Origin of the sequence: Microbacterium telephonicum (assembly GCF_003651225.1) — a bacterium.
GTDB lineage: Bacteria > Actinomycetota > Actinomycetes > Actinomycetales > Microbacteriaceae > Microbacterium > Microbacterium telephonicum.
In genome coordinates, this window is sequence record NZ_RCDB01000003.1 from 659,637 (window position 1) to 685,864 (window position 26,228).

Annotated in this window: 26 protein-coding genes and 2 pseudogenes; 14 read left to right on the forward strand and 14 right to left on the reverse strand. The window is 65.7% G+C overall.

What is annotated here, in order from left to right; translation table 11 throughout:
• Positions 1 to 76: 76 nt before the first annotated feature.
• Positions 77 to 1,018 carry a Ppx/GppA phosphatase family protein gene (locus tag C7474_RS12620; RefSeq protein WP_121060392.1) on the forward strand — a complete coding sequence of 314 codons (942 nt, stop codon included), beginning with the start codon at positions 77 to 79 and terminating at the stop codon, positions 1,016 to 1,018.
• A 129-nt stretch (positions 1,019 to 1,147) separates the two neighbouring features.
• Here C7474_RS12620 and C7474_RS15075 read toward each other — a convergent pair whose 3' ends face one another.
• From C7474_RS15075 to C7474_RS12655, 7 genes are all read right to left on the reverse strand, one after another.
• Positions 1,148 to 2,440: a prealbumin-like fold domain-containing protein gene (locus tag C7474_RS15075; protein ID WP_158597342.1), complete on the reverse strand. Its 1,293-nt coding sequence runs from the start codon at positions 2,438 to 2,440 to the stop codon at positions 1,148 to 1,150.
• A 60-nt stretch (positions 2,441 to 2,500) separates the two neighbouring features.
• Positions 2,501 to 3,859, reverse strand: coding sequence for a phosphoglucosamine mutase (gene glmM, locus C7474_RS12630; protein ID WP_121060393.1), 1,359 nt, complete (start codon positions 3,857 to 3,859; stop codon positions 2,501 to 2,503).
• A gap of 7 nt (positions 3,860 to 3,866) precedes the next feature.
• Positions 3,867 to 4,352, reverse strand: coding sequence for a 30S ribosomal protein S9 (gene rpsI, locus C7474_RS12635; protein WP_121060394.1), 486 nt, complete (start codon positions 4,350 to 4,352; stop codon positions 3,867 to 3,869).
• A 29-nt stretch (positions 4,353 to 4,381) separates the two neighbouring features.
• Positions 4,382 to 4,828 carry a 50S ribosomal protein L13 gene (gene rplM, locus C7474_RS12640; RefSeq protein ID WP_121060395.1) on the reverse strand — a complete coding sequence of 149 codons (447 nt, stop codon included), beginning with the start codon at positions 4,826 to 4,828 and terminating at the stop codon, positions 4,382 to 4,384.
• A 406-nt stretch (positions 4,829 to 5,234) separates the two neighbouring features.
• Positions 5,235 to 5,969: a type II CAAX endopeptidase family protein gene (locus C7474_RS12645; RefSeq protein ID WP_121060396.1), complete on the reverse strand. Its 735-nt coding sequence runs from the start codon at positions 5,967 to 5,969 to the stop codon at positions 5,235 to 5,237.
• A gap of 19 nt (positions 5,970 to 5,988) precedes the next feature.
• Positions 5,989 to 6,531 carry a hypothetical protein gene (locus C7474_RS12650; RefSeq protein WP_121060397.1) on the reverse strand — a complete coding sequence of 181 codons (543 nt, stop codon included), beginning with the start codon at positions 6,529 to 6,531 and terminating at the stop codon, positions 5,989 to 5,991.
• 180 nt (positions 6,532 to 6,711) lie between these two features.
• Positions 6,712 to 7,500, reverse strand: a complete 789-nt coding sequence (locus tag C7474_RS12655; protein ID WP_121060398.1) for a CPBP family intramembrane glutamic endopeptidase — start codon at positions 7,498 to 7,500, stop codon at positions 6,712 to 6,714.
• 25 nt (positions 7,501 to 7,525) lie between these two features.
• Here C7474_RS12655 and C7474_RS12660 point away from each other — a divergent pair, with 25 nt between their 5' ends.
• The 8 genes from C7474_RS12660 (at position 7,526) to C7474_RS15080 (ending at position 16,860) form a co-directional block, all read left to right on the forward strand.
• Positions 7,526 to 8,116: an arsenate reductase/protein-tyrosine-phosphatase family protein gene (locus C7474_RS12660; RefSeq protein WP_121060400.1), complete on the forward strand. Its 591-nt coding sequence runs from the start codon at positions 7,526 to 7,528 to the stop codon at positions 8,114 to 8,116.
• Between the two features lie 91 nt (positions 8,117 to 8,207).
• Positions 8,208 to 9,956 carry a tyrosine-protein kinase domain-containing protein gene (locus tag C7474_RS12665; RefSeq protein WP_241965237.1) on the forward strand — a complete coding sequence of 583 codons (1,749 nt, stop codon included), beginning with the start codon at positions 8,208 to 8,210 and terminating at the stop codon, positions 9,954 to 9,956.
• A gap of 6 nt (positions 9,957 to 9,962) precedes the next feature.
• Positions 9,963 to 10,856, forward strand: coding sequence for a hypothetical protein (locus C7474_RS12670; RefSeq protein WP_121060402.1), 894 nt, complete (start codon positions 9,963 to 9,965; stop codon positions 10,854 to 10,856).
• Positions 10,857 to 11,208: 352 nt separating this feature from the next.
• Entirely contained in the window at positions 11,209 to 12,711 is a 1,503-nt protein-coding gene (locus C7474_RS12675; RefSeq protein WP_422385805.1) for a sugar transferase, read from the forward strand.
• Between the two features lie 28 nt (positions 12,712 to 12,739).
• A complete protein-coding gene (locus tag C7474_RS12680) occupies positions 12,740 to 13,861 on the forward strand; it encodes a glycosyltransferase (RefSeq protein ID WP_121060406.1) in 1,122 nt (373 codons plus the stop codon).
• A 31-nt stretch (positions 13,862 to 13,892) separates the two neighbouring features.
• Positions 13,893 to 14,756 carry a glycosyltransferase family 2 protein gene (locus C7474_RS12685; RefSeq protein ID WP_158597343.1) on the forward strand — a complete coding sequence of 288 codons (864 nt, stop codon included), beginning with the start codon at positions 13,893 to 13,895 and terminating at the stop codon, positions 14,754 to 14,756.
• 309 nt (positions 14,757 to 15,065) lie between these two features.
• Positions 15,066 to 15,812, forward strand: coding sequence for a hypothetical protein (locus C7474_RS14935; RefSeq protein WP_147436720.1), 747 nt, complete (start codon positions 15,066 to 15,068; stop codon positions 15,810 to 15,812).
• A 475-nt stretch (positions 15,813 to 16,287) separates the two neighbouring features.
• The gene (locus C7474_RS15080; RefSeq protein ID WP_158597344.1) at positions 16,288 to 16,860 is read left to right on the forward strand and encodes a glycosyltransferase family 4 protein; all 573 of its coding nucleotides are present in this window, start codon (positions 16,288 to 16,290) and stop codon (positions 16,858 to 16,860) included.
• A 25-nt stretch (positions 16,861 to 16,885) separates the two neighbouring features.
• Here the strand turns inward: C7474_RS15080 and C7474_RS12695 are convergent, their stop codons facing one another.
• Genes C7474_RS12695 through C7474_RS15420 form a run of 3 tightly spaced genes read right to left on the reverse strand, consistent with a single transcriptional unit; the run spans position 16,886 to position 19,454 of the window.
• Positions 16,886 to 17,698 carry a glycosyltransferase domain-containing protein gene (locus C7474_RS12695; RefSeq protein ID WP_158597345.1) on the reverse strand — a complete coding sequence of 271 codons (813 nt, stop codon included), beginning with the start codon at positions 17,696 to 17,698 and terminating at the stop codon, positions 16,886 to 16,888.
• Positions 17,699 to 17,726: 28 nt separating this feature from the next.
• Positions 17,727 to 18,986 (reverse strand): lipopolysaccharide biosynthesis protein, encoded by a 1,260-nt coding sequence (locus tag C7474_RS14940; protein ID WP_147436721.1) that lies wholly within the window; start codon positions 18,984 to 18,986, stop codon positions 17,727 to 17,729.
• A gap of 45 nt (positions 18,987 to 19,031) precedes the next feature.
• Positions 19,032 to 19,454: an acyltransferase gene (locus C7474_RS15420; RefSeq protein WP_277870604.1), complete on the reverse strand. Its 423-nt coding sequence runs from the start codon at positions 19,452 to 19,454 to the stop codon at positions 19,032 to 19,034.
• Positions 19,455 to 19,678: 224 nt separating this feature from the next.
• Between C7474_RS15420 and C7474_RS12710 the strand changes: the two genes are divergently transcribed.
• The 4 genes and pseudogenes from C7474_RS12710 to C7474_RS12725 all read left to right on the forward strand — a co-directional run.
• Positions 19,679 to 19,984, forward strand: a complete 306-nt coding sequence (locus C7474_RS12710) for a transposase (RefSeq protein ID WP_121060418.1) — start codon at positions 19,679 to 19,681, stop codon at positions 19,982 to 19,984.
• A 5-nt stretch (positions 19,985 to 19,989) separates the two neighbouring features.
• Positions 19,990 to 20,763 carry an IS3 family transposase gene (locus tag C7474_RS12715; protein WP_121060420.1) on the forward strand — a complete coding sequence of 258 codons (774 nt, stop codon included), beginning with the start codon at positions 19,990 to 19,992 and terminating at the stop codon, positions 20,761 to 20,763.
• Positions 20,741 to 22,090: an IS30 family transposase gene (locus tag C7474_RS12720; RefSeq protein WP_422385806.1), complete on the forward strand. Its 1,350-nt coding sequence runs from the start codon at positions 20,741 to 20,743 to the stop codon at positions 22,088 to 22,090. The genes C7474_RS12715 and C7474_RS12720 overlap by 23 nt, the downstream gene beginning before the upstream one ends.
• Before the next feature lie 58 nt (positions 22,091 to 22,148).
• A pseudogene (locus C7474_RS12725) lies at positions 22,149 to 22,415 on the forward strand (integrase core domain-containing protein); the annotation flags it as partial.
• 19 nt (positions 22,416 to 22,434) lie between these two features.
• Here C7474_RS12725 and C7474_RS15085 read toward each other — a convergent pair.
• From C7474_RS15085 to C7474_RS15510, 4 genes and pseudogenes are all read right to left on the reverse strand, one after another.
• Positions 22,435 to 22,647, reverse strand: a complete 213-nt coding sequence (locus C7474_RS15085) for a hypothetical protein (protein WP_158597346.1) — start codon at positions 22,645 to 22,647, stop codon at positions 22,435 to 22,437.
• Between the two features lies 1 nt (position 22,648).
• Entirely contained in the window at positions 22,649 to 22,963 is a 315-nt protein-coding gene (locus C7474_RS12730) for a transposase (RefSeq protein ID WP_158597347.1), read from the reverse strand.
• A 101-nt stretch (positions 22,964 to 23,064) separates the two neighbouring features.
• Positions 23,065 to 23,817, reverse strand: coding sequence for an acyltransferase family protein (locus tag C7474_RS12735; RefSeq protein ID WP_121060426.1), 753 nt, complete (start codon positions 23,815 to 23,817; stop codon positions 23,065 to 23,067).
• 50 nt (positions 23,818 to 23,867) lie between these two features.
• Positions 23,868 to 24,167, reverse strand: a pseudogene (locus tag C7474_RS15510) (acyltransferase family protein); the annotation flags it as partial.
• Between the two features lie 298 nt (positions 24,168 to 24,465).
• On the opposite strand from C7474_RS15510, the gene C7474_RS12745 reads away from it, so the two are divergent.
• The gene (locus tag C7474_RS12745) at positions 24,466 to 25,791 is read left to right on the forward strand and encodes a hypothetical protein (protein ID WP_147436723.1); all 1,326 of its coding nucleotides are present in this window, start codon (positions 24,466 to 24,468) and stop codon (positions 25,789 to 25,791) included.
• The last annotated feature ends 437 nt before the right edge of the window (positions 25,792 to 26,228 follow it).

The window sequence follows — 26,228 nt, forward strand, 5'->3', positions numbered from 1 at the left end:
CCGCGCGAACACGCGACAGCATCCACCCGCCCGCCCGATCCGTCCTGAGAAGTGAACGCCCCGCTACGCTGACCTCGTGCGCCTGGGAGTCCTCGACATCGGTTCGAACACCGTCCACCTGCTCGTCGCCGACGTGCGACCGGGCGGCCGCCCGCTCGCGACGACGAGCAACCGCACGGTGTTGCGGCTCATGCGGTACCTCGAACCGGACGGATCGATCAGCGAGGCGGGCGTGACCGCCCTCGTGGATGCCGTCACGCAGGCGCGCGAGGTCGCCCGCACCGAGAACGTCGTCGAACTGCTCGCCACCGCGACCAGCGCCGTGCGGGAAGCCGCCAACGGTGCCGAGGTGATCGCACGCATCGAGGCGGCGCTCGGCCAGGAACTGCAGGTGCTCGGCGGCGAATCCGAGGCGCGCTTCACCTTCCTCGCGGTGCGCCGCTGGTTCGGGTGGTCGGCGGGTCAGATCCTGCTCTTCGACATCGGCGGCGGGTCGCTCGAGATCGCGGCCGGCGCCGACGAGCTGCCGGAGGTCGCGGCATCCGTCCCGCTCGGCGCGGGACGCATGACGATCGAGTTCCTGCCCGACGACCCGCCCGGGGATGATGCCGTCGCCGCCCTCCGCGACCACGCCCACGGAACGCTCGCCCCGGTCGTCGAGCTCATGCGCGACCAGCCGAACCCCAATCACGTCGTCGGCTCGTCGAAGGCGATCCGGTCGCTCGCGAAGCTGGCCGGCTATCCGGTTCCGGGGTGGAGCGGATCGGACCGGATGCTGCTCCCCCGCCACGCGCTCGGCTCGTGGATCCCGCGCCTGGCGCGCATCCCCGCATCCGCCCGCCAGGAACTGCCGGGGATCACCGCCGACCGCGCGTTCCAGATCGTCGCCGGCGCGGTCGTGCTGCATACCGCGATGACGGCGATGAAGGTCGACGAACTCGAAGTGAGTCCGTGGGCCCTCCGCGAGGGCGTGCTGCTGCGCTACATCGAGTCGCTCAGCTGGAACGACCCGACCTGACGTCGACCTGACGCAACGGTCCCCGCGCCCGCCGAACCCACACGCCTGGGCCGAACCCACCGCCCCAGGCCGTCCTGAACGTGTGGGTTCGGCCTGGGACTGTGGGTTCGGCGATGCGCCGGAATCAGATCAGGCGCGTCGGCGGCGGACGACGAACGCCGATCCGAGTGCCACCAGCAGAACTCCGCCGAGCAGCAGCGCGAACGGGATCGTTCCGCCGGTGCGCACCAGCGTGTCCCCGGCGAGCGGCGCGGCCGTGGCACCGGGCGTCGGCGAGACCACCGGCGCGCCCGTCTGCGTCGGCGCGGGGGTCGGGGTCGGCGTCGGCTCCGGCGTGGGCGTCGCGGTCGGCTCCGGCGTCGGCGTCACGGTCGGCTCCGGCGTGGGCGTCACCGTCGGCTGCGGCGTCGCGGTCGGCTCCGGCGTGGGCGTCGGCTCCGGCGTCGGCTCCGGCGTCGGCGTCGGCTCCGGCGTCGGCTGCGGATCGATCGGCCCCACCGGCGCGGGGGTGTTGAAGATCGTGGTCGCCTCGGCGCCCGTGACCGCATCCACCGTCACGCGGATCAACTCGTCCGAGAGCGCGTAGCCCTTCGGTGCGACGCGCTCGCGCACCCAGTACGTGCCCGCATCCTCCACAGTCGGCGTCTTCCCGTCGGCGGTCACGAGGCTGCCCCCTGCCACCCGGAGGTCGGCGAGCACCACGGTGACCTTGTCGGCGGCGAGCACGTCGAAACGGGCATCCGCGTCGTCGATCACGTGGGACGGGTCGGTCGCGTCGCGCTTGAGCAACGCCAGCGGGTATCCGTCCGACGGCGTGATCGTCGCCGTCGTGCCGCCGATCGTGTTGACGATGCCGACGTTCGCCGTCGCGTCGGCGGCGCGCACCTGGAAGTAGAGCACGATGCTCTCGCCGCCGCTGAAGCGACCGCGTTCGACCGTGACCGTTCGGGTACCCGCGTCGTACGAGGCCGTCACCGCGGTGCCGGGGATCGTGTACGGCCCGGTGCCGACGGTCGTGCCGTCGCCGATGTGGGCGGCATCCACCCAGCCGGAGAACTCCAGCCCGGACGGCAGGATGTCGTCGACGTCGGCGACCATGGTCGAGAACGTGCCGTGCGGGATGAGTTCGACGCGGTAGACGAACGTGTCGTCGATGAGACTGCCGGCCCCGTCGATCGGGGCGCGCGGGTTCGACGTGAAGCGGTCGTTCTGCGCGTCGAAGACGGTCTTCGACACCTCCATCTCATTGCCGAAGCTCGTGGCCGACGTCGTGACCGACGAGACGTAGACGACCTCGTTGTCGGCCCCTGTGAAGCTCGCGCTGTTGACGACGTCGAATGTCGTCGTGGCGGGGAACACGTGGGTCTGCAGCGGGATGGTGACGCTGAGGCGGAGTTTGTTCGAGATGCCGGTGTCGAGCAAACGGAGCCCGGGCCCGGGGCGAAGGGTTCGACCCAGGAGCGAGGGTTCGGCGGGAAAGGACTACAGCGCGAGGCGCTCGCGCACGACGTCGGCGAGGCGCTCGGCGACCTCGGCGGCGACGTCGGCGGTCGAAGCCTCCACCATCACGCGCACGAGCGGCTCGGTGCCCGAGGCGCGCAGCAGCACTCGTCCCGACATGCCGAGGCGGGCGGATGCGGCAGCCACCGCATCCTGCACGACGGTATCGGTGTCGACCCCGTCGCGGTCGACGCCCTTCACGTTGATCAGCACCTGCGGGAACACCGTCATCACCGACGCGAGTTCGGCCAGCGTCTTGCGCTGCCGCGCCATCTCGGCCACGAGGTGCAGTCCGGTGAGCAGTCCGTCGCCGGTGGTGGCGAAGTCGCTCATGATGACGTGGCCGCTCTGCTCGCCGCCGAGCGAGTAGCCCGCTTCGGTCATGCGCTCGAGCACGTAGCGGTCGCCGACGGCGGTCGTCTCGATGTGGATGCCGTGCTCCGACATCGCACGGTGCAGGCCGAGGTTGCTCATCACGGTGGCGACGAGCGTGTTCTGGTTCAGGCGTCCGCGCTGCTTCATCGCGACGGCGAGGATCGCCATGATCTGGTCGCCGTCGACGACGTTGCCGTCGGCATCCACGGCGAGGCAGCGGTCGGCATCGCCGTCGTGCGCGATGCCGACGTCGGCACCCACGCGCACGACCTCGGCGGCGAGCTTGTCGAGGTGGGTCGACCCGACGCCGTCGTTGATGTTCATGCCGTCGGGGTCGGCCCCGATGACGGTCACCTTGGCGCCGGCGTTGCGGAACGTCTCAGGTGAGACCCCGGATGCGGCGCCGTGCGCGCAGTCGAGCACGACGTGGATGCCGTCGAGGCGATGCGGCAGCGACGCGAGCAGGTGCAGCACGTAGCGGTCCTCGGCATCCGAGAACCGGGTGACGCGGCCGACGTCGCCGCCGGTGGGGCGCAGCTTCTCGCCGTCCATGGCGGCTTCGATGCGCTGCTCGACCGAGTCGGGCAGCTTCACGCCGCCGCGGGCGAAGATCTTGATGCCGTTGTCGGGTGCCGGGTTGTGCGACGCCGAGATCATGACGCCGAAGTCGGCGTCGATGTCGCCGATGAGGAACGCGGCCGCCGGGGTGGGCAGCGTGCCCGCGTCGAGCACGTCGACGCCGGACGAGGCGAGGCCCGCCTCGACGGCGGCGGAGAGGAACTGGCCCGACACGCGCGGGTCGCGGGCGATGACGGCCGTGAGGCGCTTGCCTCCGGCGCGTCGCGCGTCCGCGATACGCCCCTGGCCCAGGACGACAGCTGTCGCCTGGGCCAGGGAGAGCGCGAGATCGGCGGTCAGGATGCCGTTGGCAAGCCCACGGACACCGTCCGTACCGAAAAGCGCCATGCGCGGATCAGCGCTTGGAGTACTGCGGAGCCTTGCGGGCCTTCTTGAGACCGGCCTTCTTGCGCTCGATGACGCGGGCGTCGCGCGAGAGGAAGCCGGCCTTCTTCAGGGTCGGGCGGTTGTTCTCGGCGTCGATCTCGTTGAGCGCACGGGCGATGCCGAGGCGCAGCGCGCCGGCCTGGCCCGAGGGGCCACCGCCGGAGATGCGCACGATGACGTCGTAGGCGCCGGTGAGGTTGAGCACCGTGAACGGGTCGGTGATCAGCTGCTGGTGCAGCTTGTTGGGGAAGTAGTCCTCGAACTCGCGGCCGTTGACCGTGATGGTGCCCGAACCGGGGACCAGGCGCACGCGGGCGATGGCCTGCTTGCGGCGGCCCACGGCCGAGCCGGGGACGGTGAGCACCGGGCGGGGAGCCGCGGCGGCCTCGACGGGCGCGCTCTCGGTGGTGTAGGACTCGGGGGTCTCGTCGATGGAGTCAGCGATCTTCGCCATCAGATGTTCCTTATCTCTTTCGGCGGCGCTTACTGGGCGACCTGGTCGAAGACGTACGGGGTGGGCTGCTGCGCGGCGTGCGGGTGCTCGGCACCGGCGTACACCTTGAGCTTCGACAGCTGCTGGGCGCCCAGGCTGTTCTTGGGGAGCATGCCGCGCACGGCCTTCTCGATGGCGCGGACGGGGTTCTTCTCGAGAAGCTCCGCGTAGGTGACCGAGCTGAGGCCGCCCGGGTAGCCCGAGTGGCGGTAGGCCTTCTTCTGGGCCAGCTTCTGACCGGTGAGGGCCACCTTCTCCGCGTTGATGACGATGACGAAGTCGCCGGCATCCATGTGGTTCGCGAAGGTGGGCTTGTGCTTGCCGCGCAGGAGCACGGCAGCGTGGGATGCGAGGCGGCCGAGGACGACGTCAGTCGCGTCGATGACCAGCCACTCGCGCTGGGCTTCGCCAGCCTTGGGGGTGTAAGTGCGCGTCACAGTAGTGCTGCTTTCTTGATCGAACGGAGAGGTTCGTGAATCCCGCTCCGGGGTGGTTGTCCGCCGCCGATCCCGCCTTCTCCGCTCGTTGAGCGAGCGAAGCGAGTCGAAACGCGGCGAGCCAACACGCCAGTGGAGGGCTCACGTTCGCGGTGTCGGCCAGCAACAGCCGCACACCAAAGAGCAAGCATACGGCATGCGCGGGCGAAAGCCAAAGGGAGCGGGGGGCGAGGCGAGGCCTCGAGCCCCCCGCGCGAGACGCCACATGGGGATGCGTGAGTCTCTGCGACGTGCCGCAATTGGGGGGCGCGACATGTCGTGCCTCCAGCCTAATCACCGCGGATGCCGCCCGGCACCACGAGAGGAACCTTTTTCACCTGATCGTCACACGGCTCGAAGCCCGCGTTCAGAAGAGCAGGAGCAGCACCCCGCCGAGGTTGAAGAAGACGTGCACGAGGATGCCGGGCGCAAGCCGTCCGGTGACGGCGACGAGTATGCCGGATGCCACGCCGACGAGAGCCGGCGACAGCACCGCACCGATGGGAGCCGACGCCCCGTACGGCAGCACGTGCAGCAGCACGAACACGACGGTCGAGACGATCACGGCGATGCTCGCGCTGACAGCCCGTCCGCTCCCCCTCAACGCAGTCTCGAGCCCACGCTGCAGGGCGCCGCGGAACAGCAGCTCTTCGCACACCGGCACGAGCAGCACCGCGCCGAGCGCCATCACCACGAGCACGAGCGTCTGGTCACCGTCGGCGAACGGCGACCCGAGACTGCCGACGGTCGGCTGCACGATCTCGAGCACCGCGCGGGCGATCAGCGCGACGAAGAGTCCGAGGGCGAGATCGATCGCCCGAAACCTCAGACCGAGTGCGCGACGGATGCCGGGGCCACCAACGCGGGCGGCAACGACGGCACCGAGCGCAAGCGGGCCGGCGATGACGACGATGTCGAGCAGCGCCCCGAGCGCGTCAGCGCCGATCCCGAGGTTCGCGCGGGCACCGGGCCAGGTGAGCACGAGCGCACCGTCGACCACGAGGGTGAAGGCGACGACCGCGAGCGCCGCCCACGGCCGCGCCCAGTCAGCGGCGGCAGAAACGGACGAAGGCCCCGAGCCGGAGCCCGGGGCCTTCGTCATGAAGAGCTTTGCTGAGTGATCAGCGCTGCGCCGCGCGGCGGCGAGCCGTGGCGGCGACGACGGCGAGACCGCCGAGGCCGAGCGCACCGGCACCGACCCACAGGGCGGCCGGCGAGAAGTCGCCACCCGTGGCGACGAGGCCCGGGGCCGCCGGGTCTGCAGCTGCCGCAGCGACGGCCACGGTGGACGTGCCGAGCGCGGTGCCCGACTGCGCGCCGGCGGCGCTCACGGTGTACGTACCGGGAACGGTCGTAGTGAAGGACACCGTGGCGGTGCCATTCTGAATCGGCTCGGTGGTCTGCGAGGTGACCGTCGTCGCAGCGGACACGATCGACGCGAAGTTGACCGTCGCCGGACCCGTCACGGTGAAGATCACCGAGGTGTCGATGGTCGGGAGGCCGCTCGCGTCGAAGGTGATCGTCGCCGTGCCGCCCACGCTCACCGTGATGGTCGAACCGGGAGGCGTTACCGGCGGGTAGTTGTTGGCGGCGGTGGCAGCAGACGCGCCACCGAAGATGAGAGCGCCGGCAACGACGGCCGCGGCGAGAGTCTTCTTCAGCATGATTTCGGTCCTTCGGTCTCGACGTATTCTCAGTTGAGCTACGGATTTCGGCGGACACGTGTCCCCCACCCACGTTCGACGCTAGCGCCTGCGGCCGCTTCCTCAAAATCGCCTGGGTTACCACTATGTAACGTCTGGGTGACTTCGACCCGCCGCCACTGAACGGAAAATCGACGCGTATCAGCCGACGAACGTGCCCACGAGCAGCAGACCAGCACCGAGAACGTTGTAGACGATGTGCACGAGCACGGCGGTCCAGATGCGCCCCGTGAGCAGTACGGCGAGTCCGGTCGTGAGCGCGAGCACCGCGAGAGCAATGACATCCGAGACGGCACCGGGAGCAAGCGCTGTGTGCAACACGACGAACACGGCAGCGGTGACGAGTAGCGCTGTGAGGCCCGCCGTGAAGCCACCGAGCGGACGCCGCAGCCAGGCGTAGAACGCGACCAGCAGCACTCCGTGAAAGAAGAATTCCTCCACCACGGGCGCGATCAGCACCGGCGCGATGAGATCCGTGAACCACCAGCCCGTCGGCAGCGCGCCGTCGATGCGCACCAGCGACGGGAATTCGACTTCGCGCCCGGCCGTCCACCCCTGAATCATCCAGACGAGAAGCCCCAGCCCGACTCCCCACAACAGGTCGATCGCCCGGAACCGCAGCAGCCCGACGGGCCGTGACCACACGAGCGCGAGCACGACCGGCACGAGCATCGACACCCACAGCACGACCTGCCCCAGCAGCGGCACGGCCACGCCGACGAGATCGCCGAGCACGACACCCGCCCCCAGAGAGAGGAGGGCGATCGCGAGCAGCTTCTCGCGCCACCGCGTGACGGTGGATCCGCCGAGGCGCCAATCGTTGCGGCGCTCGCGTCGACGCGACGAACGGTCGTCGCCCGACGGCTCCGACGGCGAGGCCTGGGAGCGGCGCGAGGGCGCGACGACGGTCTCGCTAGAGTGATCGGGCACCCGCCCACGTTACCCGGAGCGCGCCATGGAACTGATGACCGTCTGCACCGGCAACATCTGCCGCTCCCCTCTCGCACAGCTGATCCTCGCGACGCGCCTGCGCGATCTGGGTGCGAGCGTGCACAGCGCCGGGGTGCGCGGACTGCCTGCCGCCGTCATGACGCCGGAGGCAATCGATCTCGCGCTCGAAAGCGGCGTCTCTGAAGCGGATGCCGACGCCCACCGCTCCCGCTACCTCACCGAGGCGATGCTCTCGGCACCCGATCTCATCCTCGCGATGACACGCGACCACCGCCGCGAACTCGCCGAGCTCGCCCCCGCGCGCCTGCGCTCCACATTCACCGTGCGCGAGTTCGCACGCCTCGCCGCGTCACTCGACGACACCACGATCGCCTCATCGGCCGCCGCCGCCGGCTCAGATCCGTCGGCGCGTCTGCGCGCGGCGGCCGCCGCCGTCGCCGGTCAGCGCGGCCTGGCGATCCCGCCCGCCGACCCCGCCGACGACGATGTGATCGACCCCTACCGCCGGGAGTGGAGCGTGTACCAGCGCTCCGCGCAGCAGTTGCTGCCGGCGCTCGACCAGGTCGAGCGCGTCGTGCGCCTCGCCGCCGCCTGACCCGCCGGGCGCCGCAGACCCCCTGTGGCAGACTGAACCTGCCGCGGACGCGCGGTGACACTCCCCTTCTGAGAGGTAGCGCCCACCGAGCATGGAGCTGAGCGACTACATCCGCGTTCTGCGGAAGAACTGGCTGCTGATCATCATCGCGCTGCTCGTCGGCATCGGGGTCGCCGCGGCGTACTCGCTGACGCGCGCGCCCGAGTACGAGGCGTCGAGCACGGTGGCCGTGTCGACGCAGGGCAGCGGTTCGGTGGCCGAGCTGCAGCAAGGGTCGAGCTTCGCGCAGACGCGCATCAACACGTACGTGGGTCTCGTGAAGACCCCCATCGTGCTCAACCCGGTGATCGCGACGCTCGACATGGGCATGACCTCGACCGAGCTGGGCGTGCAGGTTGCGGCATCCGCTGCACTGAACACGACCCTCATCACGATCACCGTGACCGACCCCGACCCGGTGAAGGCGGCCGAAATCGCGAACGCCGTGGCCGCGAGCCTGTCGGAGGTCGTTCCGCAGATCGAGCCGACCGTGGCCGAGGGCGCGAGCCCGGTGCGCTTGACGCGCGTGTCCGACGCGCTTCCGCCGCTGCGTCCGTCGAGCCCGAACGTGCCGCTCAACCTCGCGCTCGGCGCTCTGATCGGCCTCGCCCTCGGCGTGGGCGCGGCCGTGCTGCGCACCGTGCTCGACACGCGCGTGCGCACGCAGCGCGATGTGCAGCAGGTCACCGATGTGCCCCTCATCGGCGCGATCGCGTTCGATCAGAAGGCCAAGGAGCGCCCGCTCATCGTGCACGCCGACCCGCTCAGCCCGCGGGCTGAGTCGTTCCGCGCGCTGCGCACCAACCTGCAGTTCCTCGACATGGGCGGCCGCGCGAGCTTCGTGGTCACGAGCTCGGTGCCGAGCGAGGGCAAGTCGACCACGACCATCAACCTGGCCATCGCGCTGGCGGATGCCGGCAAGAAGGTGGCTCTGCTCGACACCGATCTGCGCAAGCCGAAGGTGGCCGAGTACCTCGGCATCGAGGGCGGCGTCGGTCTCACCGATGTGCTCATCGGGCGTGTGCGCGTCGGCGATGTGATGCTGCCGTGGGGCGGCCGCTCGCTCTACGTGCTGCCGGCCGGCAAGATCCCACCCAACCCGAGCGAGCTGCTCGGGTCGCAGCAGATGCAGACCCTGCTCGAGATTCTCGAGCGCGACTTCGACGTCGTGCTGTGCGACGCTCCCCCGCTGCTGCCCGTGACGGATGCGGCGATCCTCGCGAAGTCGACCAGCGGCGCGATCCTCGCGATCGCCGCCGGCCGCACGACCCGTCACCAGCTCTCCGGCGCGGTCGAGGCCCTCGACACCGTCGGAGCGAAGACCGCCGGCCTCGTGCTCACGATGGTGCCGACCCGCGGCCCCGACGCGTATTACACGCAGTACGGCGGCTACGGATACGGCTACGGCTACCGCGCCAACCCCAAGGAAGCGAAGAAGGCCGCCAAGGCGGCCGAGAAGGCAGCGAAGAAGGCCAAGAGCGAAGGCACGGTGCCGCCCCCCGCCCCGGTCGTCGCACCCGAACCGTCCCTTCCGTCGGCCGCCCGCCGCACGTTCACCGTGACCGGCACGACGCCCACCGCGGCGCCGAAGTCTGCGCCGATACAGCCGCCCGCCGCGCAGCCTCAGCCCACCGTGATCGCTCCCGACGGCTCGTCGAACGAGCCCGCGCCGCAGCGCGCGGCCCGCGAGCAGCAGGAGCAACAGCAGTCCCGCCCCCGGTCGGCCCAGGAGGCGTTCGACGAGCTGCTGGCCGGCCAGGCCGCAGACGAGGCTGACTCAACCACGCGCCGCCGCCCCTGACCTGCGATGCGCGGCGGCTTCTCGACCGGCACGGGACGATCACGTATCGCCGCGATCGTCGCCGTCGTCGTGCTTGCAGCGATCGTGGGCGTGCTCGCGGTGTTCGCTCTGCAGAGCACGCGCGGCGGCGCACCCGCCGGCGAAACGATGAGCCCGGCGCCGACCTTCACGTTCGGCGACCGCACATCCCCGAACGCGAGTCCCACTCAGACATCAGCGCCCGCGACGGCCGCGGCCGACGAGCGTTTCCTGGCGATCGAAGGCGACACGATGTGGCGGGCGACGGCCGGCCAGTGCGGCGGCGCCGCTCCCGTCGTCGAGATGTCGACGGATGCCGGTTCCACCTGGCGCAACCTCACCCCGGCCGACGCGCGGCAGGTGCTCGGACTCTCGACGTTCGACGGCAACGGCGAAGTGATCGCCGCCACCGGCGACACCTGCGAGCCCACCGCCCTGCGCACCTACACGGCCGGAGTCGCATGGGAGTCGTACCCCGACGTGCTTGCCGGCTCGACGTACGCGAGTCCCGCCGACCCCGCCTCGATCATCGTCTCCGGCTCGCCCGTCGCCGCCCCGTGCGCCGAGCCCCGCAGCGTCCGCACAAGCCGCGGCGTCGTCGGCACCGTCTGCAACAACACCGCCTACGCCTACCTCGACAACACCTGGTCCGAGCTGACAACCGACGCCATCGCGCTTGACGCGGTCTCCGGCGCCGTCGTGGTGGCTCACACCTCCCCCGATTGCCTCACCGGGGTGACCGTCACCCGCTACACCGGCACTGAGCCGACGCCCGAGGGCTGCATCCCCGACGCCGCCCCCACAACTCCCGCCGCTCTGTCAGTGCTAGGCCCCGACACCGTCCTCTGGACCGCCGACGCCCTCCTCCGCCCCACCCCGTGACCTCTCCGGTCGTTGAGCGAGCGAAGCGAGTCGAAACGCTCCCCGGTCGTTGAGCGAGCAAAGCGAGTCGAAACGCCCCGAGCCGCCCGCAACCGCGCCCACCCCACCCCGCCCCACCCCACCGGTGATTGAGTAGCCCGCGCCAGCGGGCGTATCGAAATCCCCCGAACAGGCATCAGTCCGCGCGCAAGCACGCCCCACCGGCCAAGCAACCACCACCTCAAGGTCACCCCCAACACGTGGTTTCCAACGCCCCGCGCGTAACACGCCCGCCACACCATGGAAGTATGATCCTCAAGGCCACCGCCACAGAGAAGTCGCGGTTCAGATCAAGACTGGAGGTGGAATGACGGTGACTGCGCCCGTCGACGACGCCTCCCCGTCGACCTCCCCCACGCCGCTTCTCCCGAAGCCTGATGCGTGGCGCGGGCGATACGCGATGCGGCTTCGAGTAACCGACCTCCTCGTGCTGATCTGGGTTGTCTACGGCACGCAGATCATCTGGTTCGGCCTCGGACGTGTAGACGTGTCGGTGCGTGAAGACAGTCGCATCAACGAGTTCTCCTACTGGCTCTTCTCAGCGATCCTGGTCGTCATCTGGATGGCAGCCCTCGCCCTCGTGGATTCTCGAAGTGATCGCGTCGTTGGCACCGGAACGACCGAATACACCCGCGTCGTCCGCGCGAGCTTCGGCGTGTTCGGTGGCATCGCCATCGTCGCCTTTCTGACTCGAGTCGACGTCGCGCGAGGCTATCTGGTCATCGCGCTACCCGCGGGTGTACTGCTACTCGTCTTCACGCGATGGCTTTGGCGTCAGTGGCTAGTCGCGCAGCGCCAAATGGGCCGCTACTCGGCGCAGGTTCTCCTGGTCGGGTCGCGCCAGTCAGTGGCGCACATCGCTAACGAACTGGGCCGAACCCCCACCGCCGGCTACCACGTCGTCGGCGCTTGCGTGCCGAGCGGTCGGGTGGCCGAGATGATCCCGGGCACCGACATCCCGATCATGGGTAACGTCAACGCGATCGACCGCGCCATCGCGATCACCGGCGCCGACACGATCGCCGTGACGAGCACCGACGATCTGCCTCCGAACAAAGTCAAGGAGATCTCGTGGTCGCTCGAGGGTGGCCAGCAGCACCTCGTGCTCGCCCCGAGCATCACCGATATCGCCGGCCCGCGCATACACACGCGCCCCGTGTCGGGTTTGCCCCTGATTCATGTCGAGACCCCGCGCTTCACCTCGGGCCAGCGCTTCTCGAAGCGGATGATGGACCTGACGATCGCGGGCGTCGGGGTGGTCATCATCAGCCCATTGCTACTCGTGCTGGCGTTGGTCGTCCGGCTTTCCAGCCCTGGGCCTGTGATCTTCCGCCAGTCGCGCGTGGGCCACCACGGACAGGAGTTTGAGATGCTCAAATTCCGCTCCATGGTCGTCGACGCCGAGGACCGCTTAGCCGACCTCAAAGCAGGATTGGCGCAGGATGCCGGCAACGAGGTCCTTTTCAAGATGACCAACGATCCGCGCGTCACTCGCGTCGGGCGCTTCATGCGCCGTTACAGCCTCGATGAGCTGCCCCAATTGTTCAACGTTCTCGGCGGCTCGATGAGCCTCGTTGGTCCGCGCCCTCCGCTCGTGAGCGAGGTCGCCTCGTATGCAGAGCACGTTCACCGCCGATTCCTTGCGAAGCCCGGCATTACGGGCGCCTGGCAAGTTGGCGGCCGCTCCACGCTGTCTTGGGAGGACTCCGTGCGCCTTGACCTCGGCTACGTCGAGAACTGGTCGCTCGTCGGAGACGTCGTCATCCTGCTGCGCACCGCCAAAGCCACTCTCGCCCCTAACGGAACCTCGCTCTAGCTCGCCCCTAACATCCGGAACAGATTTCGTGCCTTCAGTTGCAATCATCGGAACTCGCGGTTACCCCAGTTATTACGGCGGGTTTGAGACTGCGGTCCGCAAGCTCGCCCCCTATCTCGTCGAGCAGGGTTGGGACGTCACCGTCTATAGCCGCCCTGCGGGCACGCGGGCCGACGACCCGGGACGCGACCCCCGCGTCCGGGTGATCGAGACGAGGGGCCTCGAGAAGAAGTCGCTGAGCACCTTGACCTATGGTCTCACCGCCGCTCTTCACGCCGCGAAGGAGAAGCCGGACGTGGCGCTCGTCATGAACGTGGCGAACGGGTTCTGGCTGCCGATCCTCAAGCGCGCCGGCATTCCCACTTTGGTGAATGTCGACGGCATCGAGTGGGACCGCGCCAAGTGGGGACGGTTCGCGAAGTGGGTCTTCCATCAAGGCGGCAAGTGGACCGCCAAGTACGGAACACGCATGGTGTACGACTCGCACGAAATCGCACGTCGCTGGAAAGACGAGTTCGGTCTCGACGGCGAGTACATCCCGTATGGAGGCGATCCCGTGGATCAGGATCTCCCGGTCGAGCCCGGCCTGACGCACCGCGGTTACGCGCTGGTCGTAGCTCGATTCGTTCCCGAGAATTCCATCCCCGAGTTCCTCGAGGCGGCACCGCACATCGCTGAGCACACCGAGGTCGTGATCGTCGGCTCGTCGGGCTACGGCGGGGAACTCGATGATCACGCGCGAGCCCTGGCTGCGACCAATCCACGCATACACTGGCTGGGGCACGTCAGCGACGACCGCCGTCTCTTCAGCCTGTGGCAGCACTGCGCCGTCTACTTCCACGGTCACACCGTCGGCGGAACGAATCCCGCTCTCGTGCAGGCGATGGCTCTGGGCGCCCCGGTCGTCGCCCGCGACACCCCGTATAATCGCGAGGTCACGGGCGCAACCGGAGCGTTCACCGACGGGGCAATCGGCGACATAGTCGCGACAGTGAGCCGTCTCGCAGCGTCACGGGACGTCGAGGATGCGAGCAGCGCCTTGAAGCAGCGCGCTCGCGAGTCCTTCTCTTGGGAAGCGGTCAACGCACGCTACCTAGAATCGCTTCGATATGTGTCATCCGAGCGCGGAGTGGACCTTGCCGACGCATGATCGTTCTGACACTCACTCCCACCGTCGCGACGTGAGCTATGGCGCAGTCATCCTGTACTACCGGCTCGGGGCGGAGGTGTTCGAGACCGTCAGCACACTCTTGGCGCAGTCACGTCCTCCCATCGCCATCGTGATCGTCGACAACAATTCCGATGATGGCGTATTGCAGGCGATGTCGGGAGAATACGACGGCGTGGTCAAGGTCTTGAATCTCTCGACCAATGTCGGCTACTCCAGAGGCATGGCTGCTGGCGTCGAGTCGCTGCCCCGAGGTTTGGAGTACTGCCTCCTGATGACCCACGAGGTGCGACTCGCCGAGCAATGCGTGGAGCGGATGCTGGACGCGATGGTCGCAGATACCAGCATCGCTCAGACCGGACCATTGGTCTCTTCACCAAACGGGGAAGTGTGGTCAGCGGGAGGAAGACTCGATTGGCGCGGTCGCGCGCTCCACCGGGTCGTCCGCCCCGGCAATGAACTTGTCAATGCCGACTGGCTCGAAGGATGTTGCACCATGGTGCGCCGTGATGCGATCAACGATGTTTTCGATGACCGATTCTTCTTGTACTGGGACGATGTCGACATATCGCTCCAACTATCCATGAAGGGGACGATCCGAGTCGTGTCAACCGCGCACGCCGAACAAAAAACCCTTTCCGCACCGATCTACTTTGCGGTGCGCAATCGCATTCTCTTGTGGCGCAAGTACGGTCGCGGCGCGAAGGTATTCATGGCCAGCGTCGAAGGAGCGGTGAAGATACTGTTGGATACCGCAAGAGGGAGGCGCGACCAGAGAGTCGCGCGTCTCGCCGGGCTACGAGACGGCTTCAACGGCGCGTTGCGCCTTGAGTACTCAAGCACGCGCGAGCATGATCTTGCGAGTAGTCCCCGATGACATGGCCCGACTGACCGAAGTTATGCGACCCATGCCTCGCGAATATGACACGTGATACCCGAATAGCGCCGATACGAGCACACACATGAGGCTAAGTTGAACCAGACGACAGACGCAGTTCTGATCAATCCTCTCGGCGCCGCCCTCGCCCATTATCAGGAGGAGTTGCGCCAGACGCTCATGCGGTACGGCGCTTCGGTGACGAGCACCGCATTCCTCGAGCCGTCTGCCAGCGGGGCCTCACGCATTAGGTGGGTACGTGAGTACATCGCTCACCTGCGGCGCGCCCGACGTATGGGGGCTGGCTGTGTGGTGATCCTGTGGCCTGTGCTTGGGTATCTGGACTTTATCGTCCTGCGGTTCCTGCGCCTTGCCAACGCGAGCGTCGTGATCCATGACCCGACTCCACTTGTTCGTGCGGTGGGTTATGGTGCATGGGCACGGGCTTTCGCAAGAGTACTTGGACGAGGGTCGGCAATCACTCACAGCCAAATCGCCCGCGAGGAAGTTGTGGCTCATCTTGGCGAGAGCCGTACACGGCTGATCCACCACCCCATACTCTCAATTGACGGACGCGTCAGTGCGGAAAGGGAGCCTCGCGTCGTGCGCGTCTTGGGCCAGTACAAGCCCTCACGGAACGTGGAAGCGCTGGAGTCGATCGCAGCGGACGACCGCATAAGTGGCCATTCGTTTGAAATTGTGGGTCGAGGCTGGCCGCTCGTTCGCGGCTGGAAAGTAACACCAGAGTTCGTAGCCGAGCAAGAGTTGGATCACCTCATTAGCGACAGTGCGGCAATCGTGATCCCATATACCCGTTTCTACCAGAGCGGAATAGCCGTCAGAGCCATCGAACTTGGGCGGCCCGTGGTCGGCCCTCGACGCTCGAGTCTCGCAGCACTTTTCGGCGTAGACGCTATTTGCCTCGTGGATGAGGATTGGGGGAAAGGAATCGCCAATGCGTTGAGCATTACAGAGGAACAACTGTCGACTGTACGCGTCAACTACACAGCATTGGTCGACTCGACAACCCGTCGATATTTTGAGACCGAAAACTAGCCACGCCCCGCACCGTCGAATACGGAATACATTCGCTCTAGCAATGACAGCAATAACACCAAACCCGGCCCGCCGCAGTGTGGGCATACACTACGGCAAGAGCTTGTCGGTAGATGCCTGGTCGCAGCAGTGGCAGGATGGCAAGGTCCCTGGACGGTGGCCGTACGGCCTCGACAAGCTTACAGATCATGGGTTAGTTGTCTCCGACGCATCTAGCGGCCCCCGCACTGACATCAAACTAGGTTTCGATGAGGGGGTTGCCCGGGAAGTAGCGCGAGGTCGGCAACGATCGGTATGCGGGACTATCTGGATTACCGACCAACTTATGGCGCGTCGCCCTTCGACTCGCGTACGAGCGCGGCGCGCCGTTCTCGCTCACTCTCTGCGCCGCATGGATCGGATTCTGACATTCAGTTCTGCGACACCTCGCTTGTTGTCACAACTGCTTGAGATCCCATGTGAACGGATTAAGTACGTGCCCCTGGGCATAGATACGGAGTATTATGCCCAGACGCCCTACCCGGATTCTCGCCTAGTCTTAAGTGTTGGGAACGATCAGGCACGAGATAGTCGCACGTTGTATGGTTCGTTTGAAGAACTACTTTCGATGGACCCATCTATAGAAATCGTCGTACAAACCAAGGATCCGCAACTACCACCCCGTGGGGTGACAAAGGTGACGCGCTTTAGCGATCACTCCGAATTGAGAAACTACTATCAGCGCGCCGCTGTCATCGTAGTCGCCTCTCGGCCAAACTTGTACACGTCTGGTTCGACGGTCGCACTCGAAGCACAAGCGATTGGCCGTCCGGTTGTGATTTCTGATACCCCCGGAATGTCAGACTACGTTCACGACCGGGAGACGGGCGTTCTCACACCTCCGGAAGACGCAATGGCCATGGCCAGCGCAGTGAAGAGTCTTCTCGATGCCCCTGAGAAGGCTGCGGACATGGGACTGAGCGGCGCGCGAGCAGTACGCGCCGGCAACGCGAGTGAGCAAATGATCGGCCAGATTGCCGAGATTCTCCACGGTCTGCCACCTAGATAGACTTCAGCCGTATTTGCCCCATCGATCACGACGCCGCTCTCGCCCATTTCCATCGTTGTGCGCGTCCGCGAACGCGGATATAGAGCTTGCTGGCAATTAGCGAATCCCACAGCTTCATTCCAAGCCTGTACCTATACCCATGCCCATACAACAGCTCACGCTTCTTCGGCAAGACGTCGGCTCGGAGCCAGGTGTGAATCTCGGACTCGCCATTGACGAGGCGCATTGGCGAGACGGTCACCCCAGAGACATGCAACGCATAGTTCACCGAGAGCTGATCTCGTCGGGAATGTAAGAAGACCAGATCTCGCCATATCTGCATCGCTCTACTGACATCCTCAGTGTCGCGGCGAATCAAGATGGCCGTCCAAAATGGGATCTGCGCCAAGACATCTGGTGTTGCGCGTTCGAGAAAGTACCTTTGCTCTCGCACCCGCCACGGGTGGTCGATGCCAGCCGCGAGCACTTCCCGGAACTCATCGTCGACTGACGCCCGGTGATCATGTATCGGCAATGCAATGTCGGCATCGCCGAGAAATCGCTCGACTATCAACTCCGGAATCACACGCAGAACTACTCGGTTATCAATCCATATCGATACCCGCGCCCCCAATTCTCGGTACCCCGCGATCTTCGCGCTTCGCGCCATGCGGGTCGGATCCCAACTCACCGTTGATTCAACGAGCCGAACCTCCCAAGTGTCGCTGCGCAGCGAAGGGTCGTCCGTAAAGCAAATGAATCTGGCGGCCGACAACATTGCTGTCGGCTGCTCAACGAGGGTCTCGTATGACCCGAAAAGCGCGGTATAGACCACCAGGTCACTAGCTTCGTCGTTCATCCTGATCATCCGTTCCTGAGCTACACATCTAGGCGGCGGGGCGCGCACGGCCCTCGCGCCGCACGCCACGTAGAACCTGAATGGAGGAGAGTCCGTTCACGGCCGCGCTGACGAACTCGCTGGCGGCAACCGCTAACCCGATTCCCGACACACCGAAAGCCGAGTAGAACGGCCAGATCCCACCGAGCCCAACCGTAAGAGCGAGCGCGGTCGCGACTAGGGGGAGCCTACGTCGACCGTGAGGAATCAGAACGTTTCTCACAAGCGGGGTCGTGATCGAAGCGAACAGAAATGCAACTCCGAAGGCGATGCTAGTCGAATACTCAACCCGGAGTTCGCTGCCGAACAGCAAGTGGGTCGCCCAAGGGGTGAGAACAGCGAGCATCGAGCCTCCGACGATGCCCCAGCCGATGTGGAAACTGATCGCGAACATCTGTCGACGATACGTCTCCGCCGATAACACCCAGCCTTGCAACGTGTTGCCTAGAGCGACGATCGTGAATCGTGAGGCCTTATATAGTTTGTCACCGGCTACGTACGGCGCCAACGCGCCATTGGTCGCAAGCGCAGAAGCTACTGGTATGGTCAACTGCCCGTACGCCGCACCCAAGATGTTTGAGGCCGCAATCGGCATGTTGGACCTGAGATTGCGCAGCCCGGACTTAAGCGAAACGGTCATCCCCGAAGAACGTGGAGTTTCGAGATGTATCATCAGCAGATAGGCAATTGCTGCGGCAACTAACTGGGTTAGCGGATACCAAATGATGTCCCGTGTGAGCAATATTGCCCCAACCCCGACAACGATACCGAACGCGCGGGGCCCGGTCTCGTAAAGTGCAAGTTTTGCGGGCCGTCGCATGGCGATGAAGTACCAGTCGGGCGTGAAACCGTAGCTCGCCATTGCGAGGTTCGCGAGAACGGCGATCAAGAGAAAGTCGGGTGGAGTGATCATCGCGACCACGACGAACGAAATCGGCAAGGCAACCGAGGCAACAATCGCCCGCTCAAGTACGCTTTGTCGATAGAGGAGCGCTCGTGCAGCTTTTCCGCTGCGCCGATAGTATTCACTGGGCCCGGCAGTCCACCAGCCAAACAAGATGACAGCCGCGGTAAGCGAACCGATTGCTTGCGCTGACGCTAGGTGCACCCACTCGGCCGCGCCGACCATTCGCGCGATCACTGGCAGCGCGATGAAAGGCGCCGCAAATCCCACTAGTTGAATCGCAGTGAACCCGCCGAGAGACCTGGCCAGCGCCGAAAACGAACTCGTTCTAGCGCGCATGATCAACGAAATTCTTCCTTCAACCATTCCAAGGTGTCGCGCAGGCAATCATCAGGATCCGCGTTGGCCGTACTGAGCGAGGAGGTGCGACCTCCACCGATCCCCGTATTCCCCAACCGGCCAAAACGTGGCCTTCCGCGTCGCCCCCTCCCGATACTCTTCGAGCGACTTGAGACGCCGGGCGGGCACGCCTGCCCACACCTCGTTCGATGGGATGTTTCGCGTGACGATACTGCCAGCGCCGACAACCACATCGTCACCGATCTCGACACCTGGCATGATCATCGCGCCTACGCCGATGAATACACGATCGCCGACCCGGATTGGCGCGTATACGTGAAGATCAGGGATCTCCGTCCTAAACACCCGAACCCCGCCGTCGTGGGTGAGGAAACGCACGCCGTCTGCGATCGTGACATCCGAGCCGAGCGAAATCAGAAATGGTTCTGACCCGAAATTCACGTCGCCAGTCAACCTGACTCGCTGGCCTCTGATGACCCCAGGATAGAACGCAATACGATCCAGCTCCCCTGCGCGCGACATCCGAAAACGGCGAATCTGCGCCCTGGCGCGGTTCAGTACTCCACGAACGAATCTCACACGGGCCAATTTAGCGGAGCGTCGCCACCGGCTTGGCGCGTTCGAACGCGTGAATCGGCCTGACTTTCGTTCCGTTCTTCAAGTAAGGATGGAACTCGATGAACAGGAAGTACTCGCCGGAGATGCGTGAGCGGGCTTTGCGGATGCTCGCGGAGACGCGGCCGTCGCACCCGAACATGATGAGCGCGGTCCGTCACGTGGCCGGGCTGCTGGGGATGAGCCCGGAGACGCTGCGGTTGTGGCAGCGCCGTTACGAGGTCGACGCTGGCGTGACGCCGGGGCTGACGAGCGATGCGGCGGCGGAGATCAAGCGGTTACAGAAGGAGAACGCCGAGCTGCGCAAGGCGAATGAGATCCTCAAGGCTGCGAGCGTGTTTTTCGCGAAGGAGCTCGACCGCCCCTGACCGAGATGATCCGGTTCATCAGCGAACACCGGGATCGTTTCGGGGTCGAGCTCATCTGTCGAGTCCTCCGACCGGCAGTTCAGGGGTTCCTCACCGCGCGCGGCTACCGCGCCGCCGTCGGCCGTGCGCCCTCGGCGCGGCAGCTGAAGGACGAACTCCTCGCGCCCGAGGTCGCCAGGTTGCATGCGGAGAACTACGGCGTCTACGGGCGCCGGAAGATGCATGCGCTCATGCGCCGGCAAGGGTGGGACATCGGCCGCGACCAGACCGAGCGCCTCATGCGCCTCGCCGGGGTTCGGGGCGTGAAGAAGTCGAAGCGAGTGTTCACGACCCGCGCCGACAAGACGGCGGCGCTGCCGAGTGATCTCGTGAACCGCCGTTTCAAGGCGCCCGCGCCAAGGCGGCTCTGGGTCAGCGACGTGACCTACGTCGCGACCTGGTCCGGTTTCGCTTACGTCGCGTTCGTCACCGACGTCTACTCGAGACGCATCGTCGGATGGAACGTCGCATCGACGCTGCGCGCCGAGATCCTGCCCCTGCAGGCGCTCGACATGGCCGCTTGGGGCGCCGGCGGCGACCTCACCGGCCTGACGCATCACTCGGACCACGGTTCGAACGGCGGATTCAACTGGTTGTCGCAACACCTCGATCGAGAGGTGTTCAGCGATGGTGACGGCGGATTGGAGCAAGAAGACCAGCGAAGTGCCCGTGAGTGCGCGTCGGCAGTGGCGTGCGGATCGGGCGTTGCGTCCGCCGATGCGCTCGCCCGGGCGGCCTGAGCCTTCGCGGGAGGTGCAACGGCAGTTCTGGCGTCTGATCGCGACGGGTATCACCTCCGCCGAAGCGGCGCTGATGGTGGGCGTGTCTGTGCCGGTCGGGACCCGCTGGTTTCGTCACGCTGGCGGCATGCCGCCGATCAGCCTCGCCCCGCCCACGGGTCGCTATCTGTCCTTCGAGGAACGCGAGGAGATCGCGCTTCTCCGCGCCAAACAGGTCGGCGTGCGTGAGATCGCCCGCAGGATTGGCCGCGACCCGGGAACGATCTCCCGCGAGCTGCGCCGCAATGCCGCCACGCGCAGCGGCAAGCAGGAATACCGGGCGCTGGTGGCGCAGTGGAAGGCGCAGCAGGCGGCGAAGCGGCCGAAGAAGGCGAGGTTGGTGACCAACGCTAGGCTGCGCGAGTACGTCCAGGACCGTCTCGCCGGCAACGTCCGCCGATCCGATGGCAGCGTGGTCGTCGGGCCTGAGCCGCTGGCATGGAAGGGGCGGAACAAGCCGCATCGGCAGGACCGGCGGTGGGCGATCGCGTGGAGCCCGGAGCAGATCTCACACCGCCTGAAGGTCGACTTCCCGGATGATGAGTCCATGCGCATCAGCCACGAGGCGATCTACCAGTCGCTGTTCATCCAGGGCCGTGGCGCGCTTAAACGCGAACTCGTCACCTGCCTGCGAACCGGTCGCGCACTCCGGCAGCCACGAGCTCGAGCGCAGAACCGTCCGCAAGGGCATGTCACCGCCGATGTCGTGTTCTCCGAACGTCCTGCGGAGGCGGCGGACCGCGCCGTTCCTGGGCACTGGGAGGGGGATCTGATCATCGGCACGGGCCGATCGGCGATCGGCACTGTCGTCGAGCGCAAGAGCCGCTCGACTCTCCTGGTGCACCTGCCCCGCCTGGAGGGCTGGGGCGAGAACCCATATGTGAAGAACGGTCCTGCTCTGGGAGGCTACGGCGCCGTCGCGATGAACGCTGCTCTCGTCGCGACCATGACGAAGCTTCCAGAACAGCTTCGCAAGACACTCACCTGGGATCGCGGCAAGGAACTCTCTGCGCATGCCCAGTTCGCGCTTGAGACGGGCACGAAGGTGTTCTTCGCCGACCCCCACTCGCCCTGGCAGCGGCCGACGAACGAGAACACAAACGGGTTGCTGCGTCAATACTTCCCGAAGGGCACGGACCTCTCGCGGTGGTCAGCCGAGGACCTCGAAGCCGTCGCTCTCGCGCTCAACAACCGGCCACGGAAAAGCCTGGACTGGCGCACTCCCGCGGAAGTCTTCGAGGAGCAGCTACGCTCGCTTCAACAACCCGGTGTTGCAACGACCGGTTGAGCCCAGGAACTACATGGCGATGGTCTACACCGACCGCATCGTCGAACTCGGCGCCGTCCCCTCCACCGGGACCATCGGCGACAGCTACGACAACGCCCTCGCCGAGGCGATCAACAACCTCTACAAGACCGAACTGATCCGTCAGCGCGGCCCCTGGAGGACGGTCGAGCAGGTCGAGCTCGCGACCCTCGAATACGTGTGGTGGTGGAACAACCAGCGCCTCCACGGCGAACTCGACATTCGCACCCCACTCGAGGTCGAGCACGCGTACTACGCTGACCAAGAATCAGGCCAGCCGGCACCTGCCGGACAAGGCTCCCGATAGGAACGAAAGTCAGGCCGATTCAGTTCGCCTTGTGCGCGGTCTTGATGTCGATGACCAGTTCTGCGTCTTGGACCGCTCTCGCGGACGGCTGCCGGGTCTTCGCGGCGTAGTAGGTGCTCGGGGCGATCTGCATCCCGCTCTCGCGCAGGACCTGGCAGATCGGCTCGACCCCGTACCTGTCGCGGTGCCCGTCGATGTACTCGACGAGCACCGCGGTCGGCACCTCGGCCACTTCAGCTTGCGGTCGAGCTCCGCCGCCGCGAAAACGCTGACGCAGCCTTCAGGATCTCGTTCGCCCGGCGCAGGTCCCGAACCTCCCGCTCGAGGTCCGCGATCCGCTGCGCGTCCGCGGTAGTCGTCCCTGGCGCGGTCCCGCCGTCGATCTCGGCCTGCCGCACCCAAGTGCGCAACGCCTCGGGATGGATCCCGAGCTGGTCAGCGATCCGCTTGATCGCCCCGACTTTGCTCGCGGGGTCGCGGCGGGCGTCCAACGCCAACCGCGTCGCACGCTCCCTCATCTCCTCGGTGTACTTTCGTGGTGCAGCCATAACTCTCATCCTTCACAGGTTTGAGAGCCTCCATCACACCCCGGGCGTTTCAATCCGTATAAGGGTGTTCTGCCGATCGGCGAACCGGTCTACACGAGCGATCAGGCGACGATCCTGGGGGCAACGGCCGCGGTGTCTCCAAGGCCCCTCTCGCGCCGTTCGATGCGGCGTTTGAGTTCGCGCATGGGTCGCTCGACGGCATACCAACTGACCGTCGCCGCCGCGATCGTCAAAGGCAGTGACAGCAGCGCACCAAAGGGAACTCCTGCGACTTCAAGCCACAGTGCGACGGGCAAGTTCCAGAGGTAGGCAGCGTATGAGATGGTCCCGAGCCACAGCATAGGGCGCATCATGCCATTGACTCTCTGCCACTGGCGCACGTAGTTCACAACGAGCACGGTCAGTACTGCGATCGCGGGGCCGCCGAGTAGGTAGGCCGCGATCGAGTCCTTGAAGTTGGGAATGAGGCTCATGGCAACGAGCGCGATGATCGCAGCAGGCGCGATCAAGCGACCACGTTTCGGGAGCCAGCTTGAGATGCGGTCCTGCGCAAAGTACGCGGCGGCTCCGATGAGAATCGTCACCGCCCACGAGGAGGGAAGGGTGTAGGCGTCGCCATAGTTCGGGGCGACGTATGCCAGCGAGGCGACGCAGACAGCCAGGATCGCTATCGCGGATCCTCCGATCACCCACCACAGCTTCCGCCATCGCAGTCCAAGCACCAGCACGATCGGCCATAAGAGATAGAACTGCTCCTCGGTGGCGAGTGTCCAGATGTGATTGATGGCGGGGCTACCGTGATCAAAGGGTAGATTGCCGGTATAGGGCCGGTATAGGTCAGTGCGACAAGCCATGTACGGAGTAGCTCTCCCCGATCCCCGAGCAAGTTTGTTGAGAGCGCGATGACGGTAATCCCGAGCAGCATCAACATCAAGGCGGGGATGAGGCGGAATGCCCTGTCACGATAGAACCGCCCGTAGCGAACGCGCCCGTATTGAGTGATCGAGCCGTGCAAAATGGCCGTGATCAGGTAGCCAGAAAGCGTGAAGAACACCACGACCCCGACGATTCCGCCGCCGCCGAAGAGGCTCGGCCACGCGTGACGCAGCATGACGAGCAAAATGGCGAGGCCGCGCAGAGCGTCGAGCCCTTCGATTCGGTTACGTGCCACGCGCTCCACCCTTCTGCCCTCGCAACTGGTCACCCGGGCACCGTTGGAGTGTAGCGAGTCGGTGTCGCGGTGCTGATCGACTTCGCCACGAATCAGGTCGGTCCCGTTATCATGATCGGCATGGCTAAGCGCCCTCAGATTCCACCACTGCAGCTGAATAGGACGCCAGGGCTTCTCACCGCAAACTTGCGAATCAGCGAGGGTCTGTTTGCGCGGACGTTACTTGCTCCGCTCTCAGATCGCGACGGCAGGGGCGCGTACGAGACGGTGGGATTCCCGGCCGCGTCAACGGTCTCTGCAGTGGGCATCTATCGGTCGTGGCCGTCGCACGATGCGTAGCATCCTCCCCGCGGTGTTTGCGGTGGCAGCACTCCTCGGCAGCGTCATGGTCGCGGGTCCCACAATCACGATGGCTCTGGTCGTTGCGCTCTGGATGCTGGCCATCACGTGGCGAAAACCGCTTGTGTCCGCCTACTTGTGGTGGATCGCAGTGGCCGTCGTCCCGACTTGGATCGGATTCGGAGTCGCGAACTCGCAGTTCGTGTTTGGGTCAGCGCTCGCGCTCGTTCTGGTACCCGGCGTGATGGCCGCAAGCGGGACGCGCGTGAAGATTAATGCCTTGGATTGGGCCATGTTCGCCCTCGTCGCGCTCATGGTCTTCGCATTCCTGACAGGCGGATCGCGTGGACTAGCGGCGGACTCCGTGTTCCAGTGGGCGCTGCCCTATGTACTTCTCCGCCTCATATCGTTGAGGGCTGCGCCTGAAGCTCTTGCTCGCATGATCCTCGGCGTCGGCCTCGCTTGCGCTGCGTGGGCGATCATCGAGTTCGTGTTCGGCTTGCACGTCTTCGAGACGCTGCAGTTGCCCGGCAGCCTACCCAATCTCCAGGCCGTTTGGCAGTCGATCCAAATGCGCGCCGGTGTCGCGCGGTCCGAAGCGTCATTCGGTACCTCTATTGCGTTGTCCGGGTTCTTGGCCATCGCTATCCCGTACTCCCTTCAACTGCGATTGCCGTGGCTCCTCCTCTCGCTCGCTGTGCTCGGCGGAGGGATGGTTTGCACGTTCGCGAGGACAGGAGCGTTAGCGGCTGCCGTGATCGTCGGGCTAACCCTCATCCTCCGCGCGCAGCGCTACCGTATTCCGCTCGCACTCGCCTTCATTTCCGCAGTGATTGCCGTCGGACCAGTAATCACCGGACAAAACGTCGACAGCGCGACAGCTAACGACTTCGCGAGCTCGAACGGTTACCGCGACTACGTCTTCTCGACAGCCGTTCCGCAATCTGCATGGTTCGGACCTGCCAACCTCCAGTTCGGCGCGTACGTCAGCGTCGACAACGCCTACTTGCGGGTTGCGCTCGAGAGCGGGTTGGTGCCGGCGTTGGCGTTGCTTGCAGTATTCGGGATAGCGCTGCTTCAGTACCTTCGCCACCGGCAGGGCCCCGCCCTCGCGGCGAGCATCGCCATGGGCATGAGTCTGTATGTCGTCGCACTGATCACTCAGTGGCAGATGTTTATTTTCGCGGTGCTGGGAATCGCATCTACCGAGATTCAGCGAGCGCGAGAGGAGCGAACCGACACCCCTCAGATTCGCCGAGAGATCGTTCGACCCCACTCGACTCGTCAGATACTCGCACCGCGCAAGACGAACTCGTAGACGAGGTCGGCCATGCACCGGCGCCTTGCGCGACAGGCGCACGTAACCGGTGACCACCGCAGCCCCGCTGACTGCGTGATGACGCGGCCGCCGAAGCTGGCGTTGAAGTCGGCGTACGCCACATTCGCTGATTCCGCTGCTTGCTCCGCGAGCGCGTTCCGATTGTCGTTGCCCAAGAACACGTAGTCTGTCTCTCCGTTCTGCACGGCGGGGCACCCATGAGTAGAACGCACGCGTCGCCCGCGACGGCGCTGTTCACGAGCGTCGCGATGTTGCTCGTGTACGTCGTGCGGTGTAGCGAGCGCGCGCGGACGACTGGTGACCCCATCCAGCAGCGACCGCGCATCCGCTGTCTCAACTTGCGCGTACCTTGCCTTCCGGCAAGTGAGGGCGGCGTCCTCGGAGGTGCCGCATCTCGTGGCTAGCAGTTCGCGGCC